This window comes from Nocardia sp. NPDC004711, assembly GCF_053601595.1.
Genome location: NZ_JBSGCB010000002.1, coordinates 273485 through 290562 on the forward strand (window position 1 = coordinate 273485; position 17078 = coordinate 290562).

Annotated in this window: 12 protein-coding genes; 7 read left to right on the forward strand and 5 right to left on the reverse strand. The window is 70.5% G+C overall.

What is annotated here, in order from left to right; translation table 11 throughout:
• Positions 1-90: 90 nt before the first annotated feature.
• Both ACWEKS_RS02840 and ACWEKS_RS02845 read left to right on the forward strand, forming a co-directional pair.
• A complete protein-coding gene (locus ACWEKS_RS02840; protein WP_452338494.1) occupies positions 91-1278 on the forward strand; it encodes a hypothetical protein in 1188 nt (395 codons plus the stop codon).
• 153 nt (positions 1279-1431) lie between these two features.
• On the forward strand, positions 1432-2613 hold the full coding sequence (locus tag ACWEKS_RS02845) for an aminotransferase-like domain-containing protein (protein ID WP_452338495.1): 1182 nt from the start codon (positions 1432-1434) through the stop codon (positions 2611-2613).
• A gap of 16 nt (positions 2614-2629) precedes the next feature.
• On the opposite strand, the gene glpK is transcribed toward ACWEKS_RS02845, so the two are convergent.
• The gene (gene glpK, locus ACWEKS_RS02850; protein ID WP_452338496.1) at positions 2630-4126 is read right to left on the reverse strand and encodes a glycerol kinase GlpK; all 1497 of its coding nucleotides are present in this window, start codon (positions 4124-4126) and stop codon (positions 2630-2632) included.
• Positions 4127-4208: 82 nt separating this feature from the next.
• Here glpK and glpD point away from each other — a divergent pair, with 82 nt between their 5' ends.
• Positions 4209-5945, forward strand: coding sequence for a glycerol-3-phosphate dehydrogenase (glpD, locus tag ACWEKS_RS02855; protein WP_452338497.1), 1737 nt, complete (start codon positions 4209-4211; stop codon positions 5943-5945).
• A gap of 195 nt (positions 5946-6140) precedes the next feature.
• Here glpD and ACWEKS_RS02860 read toward each other — a convergent pair whose 3' ends face one another.
• Together ACWEKS_RS02860 and ACWEKS_RS02865 are read right to left on the reverse strand one after the other, a co-directional pair.
• On the reverse strand, positions 6141-6908 hold the full coding sequence (locus ACWEKS_RS02860) for a DNA-formamidopyrimidine glycosylase family protein (RefSeq protein WP_452338498.1): 768 nt from the start codon (positions 6906-6908) through the stop codon (positions 6141-6143).
• A gap of 6 nt (positions 6909-6914) precedes the next feature.
• Positions 6915-11780 carry an ATP-dependent helicase gene (locus ACWEKS_RS02865; RefSeq protein ID WP_452338499.1) on the reverse strand — a complete coding sequence of 1622 codons (4866 nt, stop codon included), beginning with the start codon at positions 11778-11780 and terminating at the stop codon, positions 6915-6917.
• A gap of 109 nt (positions 11781-11889) precedes the next feature.
• Between ACWEKS_RS02865 and ACWEKS_RS02870 the strand changes: the two genes are divergently transcribed.
• Positions 11890-12435 (forward strand): histidine phosphatase family protein, encoded by a 546-nt coding sequence (locus tag ACWEKS_RS02870; RefSeq protein WP_452338500.1) that lies wholly within the window; start codon positions 11890-11892, stop codon positions 12433-12435.
• A gap of 4 nt (positions 12436-12439) precedes the next feature.
• On the opposite strand, the gene ACWEKS_RS02875 is transcribed toward ACWEKS_RS02870, so the two are convergent.
• Positions 12440-13048 carry a TetR/AcrR family transcriptional regulator gene (locus ACWEKS_RS02875; protein WP_452338501.1) on the reverse strand — a complete coding sequence of 203 codons (609 nt, stop codon included), beginning with the start codon at positions 13046-13048 and terminating at the stop codon, positions 12440-12442.
• 69 nt (positions 13049-13117) lie between these two features.
• Here ACWEKS_RS02875 and ACWEKS_RS02880 point away from each other — a divergent pair, with 69 nt between their 5' ends.
• Both ACWEKS_RS02880 and ACWEKS_RS02885 read left to right on the forward strand, forming a co-directional pair.
• A complete protein-coding gene (locus ACWEKS_RS02880) occupies positions 13118-14077 on the forward strand; it encodes a patatin-like phospholipase family protein (RefSeq protein ID WP_452338502.1) in 960 nt (319 codons plus the stop codon).
• Complete coding sequence (locus ACWEKS_RS02885; protein ID WP_452338503.1) at positions 14074-14934, forward strand: SDR family oxidoreductase; 861 nt, start codon at positions 14074-14076, stop codon at positions 14932-14934. Before ACWEKS_RS02880 ends, ACWEKS_RS02885 begins: the two co-directional genes overlap by 4 nt.
• 27 nt (positions 14935-14961) lie before the next feature.
• Here ACWEKS_RS02885 and amaB read toward each other — a convergent pair whose 3' ends face one another.
• Positions 14962-16491 carry an L-piperidine-6-carboxylate dehydrogenase gene (amaB, locus tag ACWEKS_RS02890; protein WP_452338504.1) on the reverse strand — a complete coding sequence of 510 codons (1530 nt, stop codon included), beginning with the start codon at positions 16489-16491 and terminating at the stop codon, positions 14962-14964.
• A 58-nt stretch (positions 16492-16549) separates the two neighbouring features.
• Between amaB and ACWEKS_RS02895 the strand changes: the two genes are divergently transcribed.
• On the forward strand, positions 16550-17002 hold the full coding sequence (locus tag ACWEKS_RS02895) for an Lrp/AsnC family transcriptional regulator (RefSeq protein ID WP_040855781.1): 453 nt from the start codon (positions 16550-16552) through the stop codon (positions 17000-17002).
• The last annotated feature ends 76 nt before the right edge of the window (positions 17003-17078 follow it).

Sequence of the window (17078 nt, forward strand, 5' to 3'; positions counted from 1 at the left end):
GGGACCGGATACGGTGCCGGCGGGAGCAGCGTTGTCGCGTGGGGCGGTCGGGAGCGACCGCCCCACGCGTCTGTGGCGAAAGGACGGGTGATGGCTTCGGGCAAGGACGAATCCGCCGACCGTCAGGTATCCGAGGGCCGACAGCCGGAATCGGCCGGGCCGCCGGATTCCGGGTTCGGGCCCTCGCTCAATGACTTCGGTCCGTCGCTCAATGATTTCGGTCCGTCGCTGAACGACTTCGGTCCCGCGCCCACCGCCGCCGCCCCGGGCTGGAGTCCCGCGCCCGCTCCGCAGGGTCCCGATCTGTCCTGGCGGCCCGCGGGCGCGCCGCCGCAGTTTCCCGCGCCCGACGCGTGGCAGCCGGTCACCGGTCAGTACCCGCCCGTCACCGGCATGTCCACGGGCCAGTATCCGGCTGTGGACGGCGCCGGGCAGCCCGCGATTACCACCGATGTCGAACAGACCGTGAGAATCCCGCCTGGCGGGTCGCAAGCGGCAGCCACGGACGCGGCGACGCCCCGCGCCGCCGATCCGTCGGCCGCCGAACGGAATTCGGCGGGCGGCGATGAGACCGCCGAGCCGGACGGGCCCGCGGATTCCTGGTGGCGCTCCGCGCCCAGCGGCTTCCCGCCCGCGCCGCCATCGGAATCGGCTGCGGCCCAAGCGGAATCGCTGTCCTGGGCGGACGATCCGATCGCCAAGGCGCTGGCGCCGAAAACTCCTGTGCCGGAACGCAAACCGGAGTCCGAGGGCCCGCCGTGGCGCCGGATCGGCCTGATCGCTGGCGCGGCGGTGCTGGTGCTGGCGGTGGCGGGCGCCGCGGTCTTCGCGGTCACCCGCGGCAAGGACGACACGGCGGCCGGCGGGGCCACCACCACCGGCGCGGCCGCGCCCACCGCGACCGACGCCGCACTGAGCTGCCCGGCCAAGCGGGACGGCAAGCTCACCATCGGCAACGGCGCGGGCGGCACCGGCAGCGGTGTCGACGCGATTCTCGGCTTCGAGCACGCCTTCTACGTGGACCGCAACGGCGCGAAGGCGCGCACGTTCGTGGTGCCGGAGGCGACGACGGTCCAGCCGGCCGACGTCATCCAGCACAAGGGCATCGATCTGCTCAAGCCGGGCACCACCTACTGCCTGAAGATCGTCGAGGTCGCCCCGGAGTCCTACGACGTGGACATCACCGAGCATCACGCGGACGGCACCACCGATGTCTACACCGAGCACATCATGAGCACGGTGCGTGACGGTAAACACCTGATCATGTCGATCGAGTAGCCGGACCTGGGCGTCTTGTGCGGGCCGGGGCCGGTCCACCGGCGCCGAAGTGGACCTATCGTCCCATGATTCGGGAATGGGATTTCATATCCTGGTAGCCGTGTGACATGGTGGAATTTCGCATACCCCGGCATCGCCTTCGGAGGTGTTTCCATGTCCGCGACCTTCCCGCCCCTCGCGCGGCGTCTCGACGGCCTGCAGAGCTCGGCGATTCGTGACCTGCTCAAGCTCACCTCGCGCGCGGACATCATCAGCTTGGCCGGAGGTTTGCCGGACGCCGAACTCATGCCCCGCGACCGCATCGCGGTAGCCGCCGACGCGGCGCTGTCCGACCGCTCCCGGCTCCAGTACACCGAGTCCCCGGGCTGGGGCCCACTGCGCGAGGTGCTGGCCGCCCGCGAGTCCGGCCGGCTGGGCCGCGCGGTCCCGGTCGAGGAGATCTTCGTGACCCACGGCTCGCAGCAGGCGCTCTCGCTGCTGTCGGAGGTGTTGCTGGACCCGGGCGCGCTGGTCGTGGTGGAGGATCCCGCGTATGTCGGTGCGCTGCAGGTCTTCCGGGCCGCCGGGGCGCGCATCATGGCCGTGCCCCTGGACTCCGAGGGCATGCGCCTGGACGCCCTGCGTGAGCTGCTGGCGGCGGGGGAGCGCCCGGCCGTGGTCCACACGGTCAGCAACTTCCACAATCCGGGCGGGGTCACCCTGAGCCCCGAGCGCCGCCGCGAGCTGGCGAATCTTGCCGAGCAGTACGGCTTCTGGATCATCGAGGACGACCCGTACGGCGAGCTCTGGTTCGACCGGCCCTCGCCCGCGCCGGTGGCGACCCACTCGCCCAACGTGATCCGCCTCTCCAGCGCCTCCAAGATCCTCGCCCCCACGTTGCGCGCGGGCTGGATGATCGCCCCCGCCCCGGTGTGCCGCGCCGTGGAGCTGCTCAAGCAGGGTGCGGACCTGTGCGGTTCGGCGCTGACCCAGCAGATCACCGCGGACCTGCTCGCCGACACCGAATGGCTTGCCGGCCACGTGGATTCGGTCCGCCAGGTCTACGGCACCCGCGCCAAGGCCCTCGTCGACGCCGTGCGCGGCCGCTTCGGCGACCGCGTCTCCAGCACCGACGCCGCCGGTGGCATGTTCGTGTGGGTCGACTTCACCGACGGCACCGACACCACCGCCCTGCTGTCCCGGGCGCTCGACGTGGGCGTCGCGTACGTCCCCGGCAATGCCTTCGCCGTCTCCACGGACTACACCCAGTCGATGCGGCTGTGCTTCACCACCTCCGACGAGGCGACGCTCGCGGAAGCCGTCGACCGGCTGGCCAAGGCGCACGCATCGGCGTAGTGCTCGCGAGTAGTGCTCACACCCAGTCGTAGGTGCGTTCCACCGCCTTGTTCCACTCGCCCATGAGGTGGTCGCGCTCGGCGGCCGGCATGGCCGGGGTCCAGCGTTTGTCCTCGGCCCAGTTGGCGCGGATGTCGTCGGTGGAGGACCAGTAGTCCACCGCGAGACCGGCTGCGTAGGCGGCGCCCAGGGCGGTGGTCTCGGTGACGACCGGCCGGACCACGGTGGCGTCGAGGATGTCGGACTGGAACTGCATGAGCAGTTCGTTGACCACCATGCCGCCGTCCACCTTGAGGGTGACCTTCTCGACATCCAGGCGCTGCGCGTCGGCATCGGCGCGCATGGCGTCGATGACCTCACGGGTCTGGAAAGCGGTGGCCTCCAGCACGGCTCGGGCCAGGTGCCCCTTGGTGACGAAGCGGGTCAGGCCGGCCACCACGCCGCGCGCGTCGGGCCGCCAGCGCGGGGCGAACAGGCCGGAGAAGGCGGGAACCACGTACGCGCCGCCATTGTCGGCGACCGTGCGGGCCAGCGGTTCGATCTCCTCGGCGGCGGAGATGATGCCCAGATTGTCGCGCAGCCACTGCACCAGCGAGCCGGTGACCGCGATCGAGCCCTCCAGGGCGTAGACCGCGGGCTGATCGCCGAGCCGATAGCAGACGGTGGTGAGCAGCCCGTGCTCGCTGAAGACCGGGGTGGTGCCGGTGTTCATGAGCATGAAATTGCCGGTGCCGTAGGTGTTCTTGGTGTCGCCGGGGGACAGGCAGGCCTGGCCGAAGGTGGCGGCCTGCTGGTCGCCGAGAATGCCGGCCACCGGGACGCCGGCCAGGGCGCCGACGGTGATGGGCGCGTAAACCTCGGAGCTGCTGCGGATTTCGGGCAGCATGGCCATGGGCACGCCGAATTCGGCGCAGATCTGCGGATCCCATTGCAGCGTGCGCAGATCCATCAGCATGGTGCGCGAGGCATTGGTGACGTCGGTGATGTGCAGGCCGGTCAGGTTCCACAGGATCCAGCTGTCCATGGTGCCGAAGCACAGTTCCCCGGATTCGGCGCGCTGCCGCGCGCCCGGCACGGCGTCGAGGATCCAGCGCAGTTTCGGCCCGGCGAAATAGGTGGACAGCGGCAGGCCGGTGCGGTCGGCGTAGCGGTTGGGGCCCTGGTCGCCGGCGAGTTCCGTGGTGAGGTCGGCGGTGCGGGTGTCCTGCCAGACGATGGCGTTGTGGATGGGCTTGCCGGTGGCGCGTTCCCAGACCACGGTGGTCTCACGCTGATTGGTGACACCGGCGGCCGCCACCTCCGCGGCCCCGATGCCGCAAGTCCGCAATGCCTCGGCGATCACCGATTCGGTGTTGCGCCAAATGGATTCGGGATCGTGTTCGACCCATCCGGGTCGCGGGAAGATCTGTTCGTGTTCCCGCTGAGCGACTCCGGCGATTCGGCCCTGATGATCGAAGACGATGCACCGACTCGACGTCGTGCCCTGATCGATGGCGGCCACATAGCGACGCATTGATCGAGGCTAACCGAACGGACCTACTACTGTGGGCTACGGTAGCGCTGGGTAGCCGAAAATTAGCCCGGAGGAGACTCGCATGACGAATCAATCGCGATCGCAGTTCCTCGGCCCCGAGTGGCGTGAGGCTGCCTGGGGGCGGCTCGGCAAGGACACCTTCGACGTCATCGTCATCGGCGGCGGCGTGGTCGGCGCCGGAATCGCGCTGGACGCCGCCACCCGGGGCCTGGAGGTCGCCCTGGTCGAGGCCCGCGACCTGGCCTCCGGTACCTCCAGCCGCTCATCCAAGATGTTCCACGGCGGCCTGCGCTACCTGGAGATGATGGAATTCGGGCTGGTCCGTGAGGCTCTCAGGGAGCGCGAGCTGGCGCTGTCCACGCTGGCGCCGCACCTGGTGAAGCCGCTGAAATTCCTCTACCCGCTCACCCACCTCGGCTGGGAGCGTCCCTACGTGACCGCCGGCCTGGTGCTCTACGACACCATGGGCGGCGCGAAATCCGTTCCCGGACAGCATCATCTGACCCGCTCGGCCGCGCTGCGGCAGGCCCCCGGCCTGAAGCGCGACGCCCTCACCGGCGGGGTCAACTACTACGACACCGTCGTCGACGATGCCCGCCACACCATGACCGTCGCCCGCACCGCCGCCCACTACGGCGCGGTCATCCGCACCTCCACGCAGGTGGTCGGCTTCCTCAAGGAGGCGGACCGGGTGGTCGGCATCAAGGTGCGTGACACCGAGGACGGCCGCACCACGGAGGTGCGCGGCAATGTCGTCATCAATGCCACCGGCGTCTGGACCGACGAAATCCAGTCGCTCGCACAGCAACGCGGCCGATTCCATGTGCGCGCGTCCAAGGGTGTGCACATCGTGGTGCCGCGCGACCGCATCGCCAGCGATACCTCGCTCATCCTGCGCACCGAGAAGTCCGTGCTCTTCGTCATCGCCTGGAACACCGACCACTGGATCATCGGCACCACCGACACCGACTGGAACCTCGACCTCGCGCACCCGGCCGCCACCAAATCCGACATCGACTACCTGCTCGAACAAGTCAACAAGGTGCTGGTCACCCCGCTCACCCAGGCCGATATCACCGGCGTCTACGCGGGTCTGCGGCCGCTGCTGGCGGGGGAGAGCGACCAGACCTCCAAGCTGTCCCGCGAACACGCGGTGGCCCGCATCGCCCCCGGCCTGGTCGCCATCGCCGGCGGCAAGTACACCACCTACCGGGTCATGGCCTACGACGCGGTCGACGAAGCGGCACAGTACATTCCGCAGCGGGTACCGCCCACCATCACCGAGAAGGTGCCTCTGCTGGGCGCGGACGGCTATCACGCGCTGATGAACCAGACCCCGCACCTGGCCGAGAAGTACGGCGTCCACCCGTACCGGATCCAGCACCTGCTCAACCGCTACGGCTCCCTCATCGACGAGGTGCTCGGTCTCGCCGACGGCAAACCCGATCTGCTGCAACCGATCACGGACTCACCCGGCTACCTGCGGGTGGAGGCCGTCTACGCGGCCGTCGCCGAGGCCGCCCTGCACCTGGACGACATCATGGCCCGGCGCACCCGCATCTCCATCGAATACGCCCACCGCGGTATCGATTCCGCCGACGAGGTGGCGCGGCTGGTGGCCCCGGTGCTGGGCTGGTCGGAGGCCGATATCGAGCGCGAGGTGGCGATCTACACCGCCCGGGTCCGAGCCGAGATCGACTCCCAGACCCAGCCCGACGACGCCTCCGCCGACGCGCTGCGCCTGGTGGCCCCGGAGGCGCGCCGGGAAGTGCTGGACGCTCAGCGCACCAACTTGTAGTTGAACTCGGTGGTGCCCAGTGCGCCCATGAGCCGCACCCACAGCGGCAGCATCATCTCGGTGCCGCGGGCGGTGCTGATATCGCCCAGGTCGATGACCCTAGGCCCGGAAACCGGGCCCGGGAACGCATTTCGGCAGCGACGAATTGTGCCTGTCGCGTGAAATATCGCACCACGGCCCGGCCGCCGAGAGCGGTCAGCGGTGGGGCGGCTGGCAGCGGGGGCAGAAGTAGATGCCGCGTTCGGCGCGGGTGGCGTTCGCGTCGTCGCCGAGCAGATGGACGACCAGGGCCGTGCCGCAGCGCGGGCAGGGGCGGTGCTGGCGGCCGTATGCCTGTGCGCGCCAAGGTGGTTCGTGGGCGGCCTGGACCAGGACACGGTGGGCCTCGTCGACCAGGGCGGGCAGGTCCTCGATCTCGCCGACCGGGGTGGCGGGATGGACGCGGCGGAGGAAACAGACTTCGCTGCGGTAGATATTGCCGATCCCGGCCAGGTTGGTCTGATCGAGCAGGGCCAGGCCGATCGGGCGGCCGGGGTCGCCGGACAGGCGGCGGACCGCCTCGGCGGGATCCCAGTCCGGGCCCAGCAGATCGGGGCCGAGATGGTCGGTCGCGGTGTGTTCGTCGGGGCGGCGCAGGACTTCGACCAGGCCGAGGGAGAAGCCGACGGCTTCGGCGTCCGCGGTGGCGAGGATCAGGCGCGCGGTGAAACCCGGTCTGGTCCACCGCTGTCCGGGCGCATAGACCCGCCACTCGCCTTCCATCCTGAGATGGGTGTGGATGCTCAGGTCCGGGGTGCGGACGAACAGGTGCTTGCCGTAGGTCCCGACGCTCTCGATCTCCCGGCCCCTCAGGTCGAGGGTCGCGTATCTGGGCACCCGGAAGTCGCTGCGGGTCAGCACCTTGCCCGCCAGGGCCTTTCGGAGCCGGTTGGCGGTGAGGAAGACCGCGTCGCCCTCAGGCATGCGCGCTCACGGGCGGCTCCGTAGCCGGAAGCCCTTCGGGGTCGTCGCGAAACCGGCCTCGGTGAGGAAGCCGGCGAAGGTGTTGCCGTGCACCGATTCCCCGTTCACCCGGTCGATGACCAGGGAGTCCACCCGGCGGTCGTGGACCAGGGCGGCCAGGGCGGTGGCCGCGGCGGTGCGCACCGCCGGGTCCTCGGTGAAAGTGAGCAGGGTCTTGCCGCCGCGCTCCAGATACAGCGCGAGTTCGCCGTCGACCAGGACCACCAGCGCACCCGCCTTGCGACCGGGACGGTGTCCCGCCCCCTCGGCCGCCGCCTTGGGCCAGGGGAGCGCCGCGCCGTACGGATTCGCCGGATCGCAGGCCGCCAAGGCCACCGCGATGCCGACCGGCCCGGGTGCGAAGCCATCGCTCGCCGTGCGGGTGCGATCGGTGTCGAAGGAGCGCAGGCGGTCCACCACGTCGGTGGTCGAGAACTGCGCGCCGCCCAGCGAATCCACGAAGTATCCGCGACGGCAGCGGCCGCGATCCTCGAACTCGGTGAGCACCCGGTACATGAGTGCGAACCCGCCCGGCACGCCTTCGCTCTGCACCGAGCCGCGGGTCAGCACGCCGTACCGCTCCAGCAGCACATCGGCGGTGGCGTGGGCGCGAATCGTGGTGTCGGCCACCCGTTCCGGCAGCAGCGACCAGCGGCCCGACACCTGTGGCGAGGCGGTGCGGGCGGGCATTCCGGTGCGCGGCAGGTACATTCGACCGCGCGGGGCGCGGCGCGGCGTCCGGTGCGCGGTGGTGGTGCGGGTGGTGCCCGCCAGCAGGGCGCGCACGGGCGCGAAGGTGTCGCCGCCGATGTGCCCGGCCCACACCAGATCCCACAGTGCGGTCGTCACGGTGGCCTCGTCGTCGGAGCCGGCACTGTCCACCAGCTGCCGGAAGAAGTACGCGCCCCCGGTATTGCCCGCGACCACCTGGTATTCGCCCTTCGGCAGGGTGGTGCCGACCGGCTCCTCGCCCTCCGCCCCCGCGACCCGCGCGGCCGCATCGACGGTGCCGCCGATCACGGTGGCCCCCAGGGTCGTCAGCAGCCCGATGTGCCGTTCGGTGAGATCGATGTCATCGGGCGGCGGCAGCGTCAGCCCCGCCTGTTCGGCCGGATGCAGGGCGATCCAGCCGTCCTTGGCGGTGATCGACCCGTGCCCCGACCAGATCACCTCGCCGGTGGCCATGAGCTCGTCCAGCATGGCGGGAGAGTAGTCGCGCACCCGCAGCGGCAGGATCAGCGATTCCCACGCCGAGGCCGGAATCGGCACGCCCGCAAGCTGTTCCACCACCGCGGCGACGCCGTCGACGCCGCGCAGCTCCCCGGAGCCGACATGCTGCCAGGACGGCAGGAAGCGGCCCAGCGCGGCGGTCGCCACCGGTTCCACCTCCTTGCGGGCGGCGGCCAGCGAGCGCCGGCGCAGGCGGCGCAGCACCTCGCTGTCACACCACTCCGCGCCCGCCGCACCGGGCGTGAATTCGCCCTCCACCACCCGCTTCTCGAGCCCGAGGCGGTGCAGCGCGGTGGCCGCCACGGCCGGGCCCAGCCCGAAACGATGCGCCGCCTGCGTCAGGGTGAACGGCCCGTGCGTGCGCGCGTAGCGGCCGATCAGATCGCCCAGCGGATCGGCGACCGGCTCGATGAAGGCCGCCGGGACCCCGATGGGCAGTGGCACGCCGAGCGCGTCCCGCAGCCGCGACGCGTCCTCGATGGCCACCCACCACTGCGACCCCGCGAAGGAAACCTCCAGTGCCCGGCGCGATTTCACCAGCTCCGCGAACCATTCGCGCGGCTCCGCCACGCACCGCTCGGCCGCCTCCGCGGCCGTCAGCGGGCCCAGCAGTCGCAGCAGATCGGCCAGCCCCTCCAGATCCCGCGCCTGCCGCTCGGGCGTGAGTCGCTGCAATTCCCGCTCGGTCTGCTCCAGCACCCCGGCATCCAGCAGCTCCCGCAGCTCGACCCGGCCCAGCAGCTCCGCCAGCAGGCTGGAATCCAGCGACAGCGCCGCCGCCCGCCGCTCGGCCAGCGGGCTGTCGCCCTCGTACATGAACTGCCCGATGTAGTCGAACAGCAGGGAATTCGCGAACGGCGACGGCGCGGCCGTCTCCACCTCGACCAGCCGGATCTGCCGCCGCGCCACCCGGCCCAGCAGGTCCCGCAGCGAGGGCAGGTCGTAGACGTCCTGGAGGCACTCCCGCACGGTCTCCAGCAGGATCGGGAACTCGGGGAACTTGCGCGCCACGTCCAGCAGCTGCGCCGCCCGCTGGCGCTGCTGCCACAGCGGCGCGCGTTTGCCCGGATCCCGGCGCGGCAGCAGCAGCGCCCGCGCCGCGCACTCCCGGAATCGCGACGCGAAAAGCGCGGAGCCGCCGACCTGTTCGGTCACCAGATCGTCGATCTCGTCGGTCTCGAACACGAACAGCTCGGCCCCCGGCGGATCGTCGGTGGTATCCGGCAGGCGCACCACGATCCCGTCGTCCGACGGGGTCGGCGCGGCATCCACCCCGAACCGCTCCCGCAGCCGGGCCGCGACGGCCAGTGCCCACGGCGCGTGCACGGGCAGCCCGTACGGCGAGTGCAGCACCACCCGCCAGTCGCCCAGTTCGTCCCGGAACCGCTCCACCACCAGTGTCTTGTCCGTCGGCAGCTGCCCGGTGGACTCCCGTTGTTCGGCGAGCAGCGCCACCAGATTCCCGGTCGCGTTCTCGTCCAGGCCCGCTGTCCGGGAGACCCGCTCGAGTTCGGATTCCGGCGTGGGCTTGCGCCCGGCGGTTTTCGAGGCGCGTGCTTTCGAAGCAGCGGCTTTCGTCGAGTCCGCCGCCTCGGCTTCGGGATCGTGACCCGCGGCGAATTCGGCCAGAGCCTGTGCCAATTCGACGGGAGCTCGCCCCTTGGATTTCCCGGTTGCCTTCGGTCCGGCCGCCGGGGGCTCGGCCGTGCCCCGGCCGGCCGCGCGGTGTTGTTCGACGGCCTGTCCGGCGAGGCGCACGAATTCACCCAGCGCCGCGCCCAATTCGGCGGGGCGGCCCAGGGAATCGCCGTGCCAGAAGGGAAGCCGGCCGGGGAGCCCGAAGGCGGGTGTCACCAGCACTCGATCGAAGGTGATCTCCTCGATCCGCCAGCTCGTCGCACCCAGGGCGAAGACATCGCCCACCCGCGACTCGTAGACCATCTCCTCGTCGAGTTCGCCTACGCGGGACGCTTTTTCGCCGACCATGAAGACCGGGAACAGGCCGCGGTCCGGAATTGCCCCGCCCGAGGTCACCGCCAGCCGTTGCGCGCCGGGGCGGCCGGTGAGGGTGCCCGCGTCGCGGTCCCAGACGATGCGCGGCCGGAGTTCGGCGAACTCGTCGGAGGGGTAGCGTCCCGCCAGCAGGTCCAGGACCGACTCGTAGGCCGAACGGGGCAGCGCCGCATAGCTTCCCGTGCCGCGGACGGTGTCGAACCAGGCGTCGGCGTCGATCGGCTCCAGGGCGCAGGCCGCCACGGTCTGCTGGGCGAGGATGTCGAGCGGGTGGGCGGGGACCTGGAGCTGCTCGATCTGCCCCGCCGTCATGCGCAGGGACGCCACCGCGCAGTGGATGACATCGGTGCGGTGCTTGGGAAAGATCACGCCCCGCGAGATCTCACCCACCTGGTGCCCGGCCCGGCCCACCCGCTGCAACCCGGAGGCTACCGACGGCGGCGCCTCCACCTGTACCACCAACTCGACCGCACCCATGTCGATGCCGAGTTCGAGGCTGCTGGTGGCGACCACGCAGCGCAGCCGCCCACTCTTGAGGTCGTCCTCGATGAGCGCCCGCTGCTCCTTGCTCACCGACCCGTGATGGGCGCGCGCGAGAAGCGTTGTGGCGCCGTGGATCACCTCCGTGGACGCGCCCAGTTGGGCGGGCGGCGCGTGCTCGGTGTCCACCGTCTCGCCGATGCGCGCCGCATACGCCTCGTTCAGGCGCGCCGTGAGCCGCTCCGACAGCCGCCGCGAATTCGCGAACACGATCGACGACCGGTGCTCGAGCACCAGATCCACAATGGCCTCGTCCACGTGCGGCCAGATCGAGCCCGGTTGATCCGAATCCTCGGCGCCCGCATCGGGTTCGGTCATATCGGGCACCGGCACCCGTACCGACAGGTCGAAGGTCTTGGGCGCGGGCGGCGCGACAATGGTGATGGGCGCGCTCCCGACCAGGAACCGCCCCACCTCCTCCGGCGGCCGCACCGTCGCCGACAGCCCGATCCGCTGTGCCGGACGTTCGAAGCCCGGGGAAGCGGAGCGGAGCAGGTCCAGTCGCGCCAGTGAAAGCGCCAGGTGCGCACCGCGTTTCGACCCCGCGATGGCGTGCACCTCGTCCACGATCACCGTGTGCACCCCGCTCAGCGTCTCCCGCGCCGCCGAGGTCAGCATGAGGAACAGCGATTCCGGCGTGGTGATCAGAATGTCCGGCGGCGTGCGCTGCATGGTGCGCCGATCCGCGGCGCTGGTGTCACCGGAGCGCACCCCCACGCGAATCTCCGGTGCTGCCACACCCAAACGCTGGGCCGTCTGCGTGATCCCGACCAGCGGCGCCCGCAGATTCCGCTCCACATCCACGGCCAGCGCCTTGAGCGGAGAGATATAGAGCACCGATGTCTTGCGCGGCCCCTCGACCCGTTCCCGGGTGGCCAGCTGGTCGATGGCCCACAGGAACGCGGACAGCGTCTTGCCCGACCCCGTGGGCGCGATCACCAGCGTGTGCTGCCCCGCCGCGATCGATTCCCACGCCCCCAGTTGCGCGGCCGTCGGCGCGGGGAACGCACCGTCGAACCACTCTCTGGTCGCGGGTGAGAACCGATGCATTGCCCCAGTCTGCACCCGCGCACCGACAGACTCCGCCAATCTGTGGGGGCAACCCCGTCATACACGGCATCGCGATACGCCTCCAGATCCCGCGCGTAGGCTTCGGACCGTGCAGAAGGTGCTCCGACTCGACCTGGTCAGTCACGGTATGACCGAGGCGATGCGCAGAGCACGATTCCCGGTCGATGAACCCCTCACGGACGCGGGCCGCCGGGCGGTCTCCGCCTGCGGCCGCCTGACCGCCGCCCGGGTGATCACCGCCCCCGAGCGCCGCACCGTCGAAACCGCCACCCTCATGGGACTCACGGGCGACGAGGACGATCGACTACGCGATCTCGACGCCGGGGCCTGGCGCGGTGGCGAACTCATGTCCGTGCCCAAGGAAGACCTCTATCTCTGGCTCACCGACCCGGGCTTCCGCGGTCACGGCGGCGAGGCGGTGGTCGACGTCATCGAGCGCACCGGCGAATGGCTCGCCGATATCGCCCTCGACGGCGAACCCACCATTGCCGTCACGCATCCCGCGGTGATCCGCGCCGCGCTGCTGGTCACCCTCGATGCGCCCGCAAAGTCCTTCTGGCGCATCGATGTTCCGCCCGTCACCGTCACCCGGCTGCACTATCGGGGCGAATGGACGCTCCACTTCCGCCCGTGACCAGCTAGCGCTGCGGAATGCGCTGCGCGGCGGCCAGCATGGCCCGCACGGCGTCGGTGATCAGGCGGGCCGAGATCCCGGGGTCCACGGCGCGTTGAATGCCAAGGCCCAGGCCGAGACTCAGTAGCGTGGTCGCGGCGTCCTCGGCCGACATGGGCAGGGTCAGGTGCATGGAGTCGGCCAGCGCCTGCAGCTGAACCGCGACCGCGCCGCGCATCATGCTCAGGCTGGAGACCAGCGCGGCCTGCAGATCAGGGTTGTCGCGGGCCACGATGGCGAACTCGAATTCCAGCAGGGTCCAGCCGACATCGCCGAGTGTGCGCTCGGCCCAGCCCTGGAAGCGTTCCATCCGCGCCTCCAGGTCGTCCTCGCCGGCGAGCAGGTCGCTCAGCTCGGTGAACTTGGTCTCGTGAATGAGCGCCAGCACCTCGAGGCAGAGCGCGGATTTGGTCCGGAAGTTCGAGTAGACCGCGCCCTTGGAGTACCCGGCCTCCTCGGCGACCCGTTCCAGGCTGGTCTTGGCATACCCGTCCGTCAGGAACATCTCGCGCGCGGTGGCGAGCAGGTCCGCGCGGGTGCGCGCCTGGCTCTCGGTCCTGGTGAGTCGTGCCATGGCCACGATTCTATGTACTCCAGGATTTGGGATACCGACGGTATGTGAAAACTGCTAGTCTGCGAAACCATGAGTAACAGGAACGGGTCACAGCGACGTGGCCTGGCCATCGGGTGCGGCGGCACGGTCGGCATGGCCTGGATCGTCGCCGCGCTGGCCGCGGTACGGGACGTGCTCGACTGGGACCCGCGCACCGCCGACGTCATGATCGGCACCTCGGCGGGCGCGGAGGCGCTGACCATGCTGGGCAGTGGCATCGGGGTCGACGACCTGGTCGCCATGCAGCGCGGCACCGCCACCAACCCGATCCTCACCGACCACATGCGCTCGGAGCCCGGACGATTCCCGCCGCTGCCGCGCCCACGCCTGGGCGCGCCCGGCCGCGCGGTCCGGGAACTGCTGGCCCGTCCCGGAAACGGTCACGCCCTGCTCACCGCGGGCAGTGGGTTGCTGCCGCAGGGGGGCGGCGACCCGGCCTGGCTCCAGCGACTGGCCGAGCGGCTGAACCCCGGCCGGGACTGGGTCCAGCACCCGGCGACCTGGCTGGTGGCCATGGACAATGCCGGCGGCCAGCGGGTGGCCTTCGGGTCCCCGTCTGCACCCGACGCGAATCTCGGTGCGGCCCTGCGTGCTTCGTGGGCGGTGCCCGGCTGGTTCCCGGCCGTCCCGATCGCGGGCCGCCGGTTCATCGACGGCGGCGCGGCCTCCACCGCGTCCGCCGACCTGCTCATCCCGGCCGGCCTCGACGAGGTCGTGGTGATCGCCCCGATGGCCTCCACCGGCCGCCTGCCGGTCACCGGCCCCGGCCACTTCCTGGAGCGCCAGCTGCGAAACCGTATGAGCGAGAAGCTCGATGCCGAGATCACCCTGCTGCGCGCCAGTGGCGTGCGGGTGCTGCGCATCGACGCCACGGCCGGGGATCTCGCGGTCATGGGTCCCAACTTCATGGACGGCCGCCGCCGTCTCGACACCTTCGAACACAGCCTGGGCAGCACCCGCCGCCAGGTCGAACAGGGAGAGTTCAGATGAGCATCTTCGGAAACGGCTATCCCGCCATCGAATTGACCGGCGCCCGGGTTCTGATCACCGGCGCGGGCCGCGGCATCGGTCAGTGCACCGCCGGGCTCTTCGCGAGCAAGGGTGCGCAGGTCGCCATCGCCGATGTGGACACCGCCGCCGCGCAGACGGCCGCGGCCGCCCTGGACGCCAGGGCTTTCGAGCTCGACGTGCGCGACCGGACCCAGTGGGACAAGGTCGTCGCCGACTTCGGGCCGGTCGACATCCTGGTCAACAATGCGGGCGTGATGCCCGCGGGCGCCTTCCTCGACGAACCGGACGCGGTGGGCCACACCACCATGGACGTCAATGTCTGGGGCCTCATCCACGGCATGCGCGCGGTCGTCCCCGGCATGATCGAGCGCGGCCACGGCCACGTGGTGAACGTCGCCTCGCTGGCCGGCAAGATCCCGATTCCGGGCCTGGCCGTCTACAACGCCAGCAAGTTCGCCGCCGTGGGCCTGTCGGCCGCCACGCGCCTGGAGTTCGCGCCGCACGGCGTCAGCGTCAGCTGCGTCATGCCATCGGCCGTGCGCACCCGCCTGTCCTCGGGCCTGGCGCTGGGCGGTGGCATGCCGACCGTCGACCCGGAGGACGTGGCCGAGGCCGTGCTCGGGACCGTGCGCACCCGCCGCGCCGAGGTCGCCGTCCCGAACTACCTGGGCCCCATCGACGTTGCGCTGGCGGCTGCACCCGAGCCCGCGGTCCGCTTGGTGCGCAGGCTCTTCAACGGCGACCGGGCGCTGCACCCGGCCGACGAGCAGGTGCGCGCCCGATACGAGGAGCAGGTGCGCGCGATCGCCGCCGAGGAAGACCGGCCCGAGGCCTAGGCGGTCCGGCGAGCAGGCCGGGGGGTGCTATTCGAACCGAATGCCTTGCGCCAGCGGCAATTCGGCAGAGTAGTTGACGGTGTTGGTGGCTCGGCGCATGTACGCCTTCCAGGAGTCCGACCCGGACTCCCGGCCGCCGCCCGTCTGCTTCTCGCCGCCGAACGCGCCGCCGATCTCGGCCCCCGAGGTGCCGATATTGACATTGGCGATGCCGCAGTCCGACCCGTCGGCGGCCAGGAACCGTTCCGCCTCGCGCTGGTCCCGGGTGAAGATCGACGACGAAAGTCCCTGCGGCACACCGTTGTGCAGCTCGATGGCGGTGTCCAGGCGGTGGTAGGTGAGCGCGTACAGGATCGGCGCGAAGGTCTCCTCCCGGACCACCTCGGTCTGCGCGGGCATGCGCACCAGGGCCGGCCGGACGTAGAAGGCGTTCTCGCCCGGCCCCTCGATACGCTCACCACCGCAGATCAATTCACCGCCGTCGGCCAGCGCGCGCTCCAGCGCCGCCCGCATGCCGTCGTAGGCCCGCTCGGTGATGAGCGGCCCGACGAGAACGCCCTCCTCGAGCGGGTTACCCACGCGCAGTTGGCGATACGCCGCCGAGATCCGATCCAGCAGCGGCCCGGCCACATCCACGTGCACGATCAGCCGCCGCAGCGTCGTGCACCGCTGGCCTGCGGTGCCCGCAGCCGCGAAAACGATTCCCCGCGTGGCCAGGTCGAGATCCGCCGAGGGGGTGACGATCGCCGCGTTGTTTCCGCCCAGCTCCAGCAGGCAGCGACCGAACCGCGCCGCCACCCGCGGCGCGACCTGCTGCCCCATCCGCACCGAACCCGTCGCGCTCACCAGCGCCACCCGCGGATCGTCCACGAGCTGCTCGCCGATCGCCGCCGGGCCCTGGATCAGCTGATGCACTTCGGGATCCACGCCCACCTCCCGCGCCGCCCGGCGCAGCAGGGTGTGACAGGCCAGCGCGGTCAGCGGCGTCGCGTCCGACGGCTTCCACACCACGGTGTCCCCGCACACCAGCGCGACCGCGGTATTCCAGGCCCACACCGCGACCGGGAAGTTGAACGCCGAGATGACCCCGACCACCCCGAGCGGATGCCAGGTTTCCATGAGCCGGTGCCCGGGCCGCTCCGACGGCATGGTCCGCCCGTACAGCTGCCGCGACAGCCCGATGGCGAACTCGCAGATATCGATCATCTCCTGGACCTCGCCGCGCGCCTCGGCGCCGATCTTGCCCGCCTCCACGGTGACCAGTTCGCCCAGCTCGTCCCGGTGCACGGTGAGCAGCGCCGCCAGCCGCCGCACCACCGCGGCCCGCTGCGGCGCCGGTACCGTGCGCCAGCTCCGGAAGGCGGTCTCGGCGCGGGCGATGGCGGCGTCGACCGCCGCGGAATCGCTCGCGCGCAGGGTGATCAGCTCGTCGCCGGTGATCGGGGTGCGGGCCGAGAGTTCACCCGGCTGGGGCGTTTCGACACCGAGGCGTTGCAGCAACTTCTCCGTCTGCTCACGGAGCTCACGGGTCACCCCGTCTGACAGTGCGTGACTCATTACATGCTCCAGGTTGGGTTCCGGCACCGAGTTCGGTTCGCTGCGTTAGCCTTCGCTGATGGCGGATACACCGGCGAAACTTGTACTCGACGACATCGATCGACTGCTGATCCGTGAGCTGATTGCCGATGGTCGCGCCACCCTGTCCAATCTGGCAGAGAAGGCCAACCTTTCGGTGTCCGCGGTGCAGTCGCGGGTGCGGCGGCTCGAGGCGCGGGGCGTGATTCGCGGCTACACGGCGAATGTCGATCCCGAGGCGCTGGGCCAGATGCTGTCGGCTTTCGTCGCGATAACTCCTCTCGACCCATCTCAACCTGATGACGCACCCGCACTGCTCCAGCACATTCCGGGTATCGAAGCGTGTCACTCGGTCGCCGGCGATGAGAGCTACATGCTCATGGTGCGGGTGGCCTCGCCCAGGCACTTGGAGCAGCTGCTGCAGGAGATCCGAGCGACGGCCAACGTCCGGACGAGAAGCACCATCATTTTGCAGACATTCTATGACAAGTAAGGCCGCGGCGGCCGCAGACATTCAGGTTTCGCGCCGGTCACGGGCGTAATTATTCCGGAACTTACCGGCATAGCCG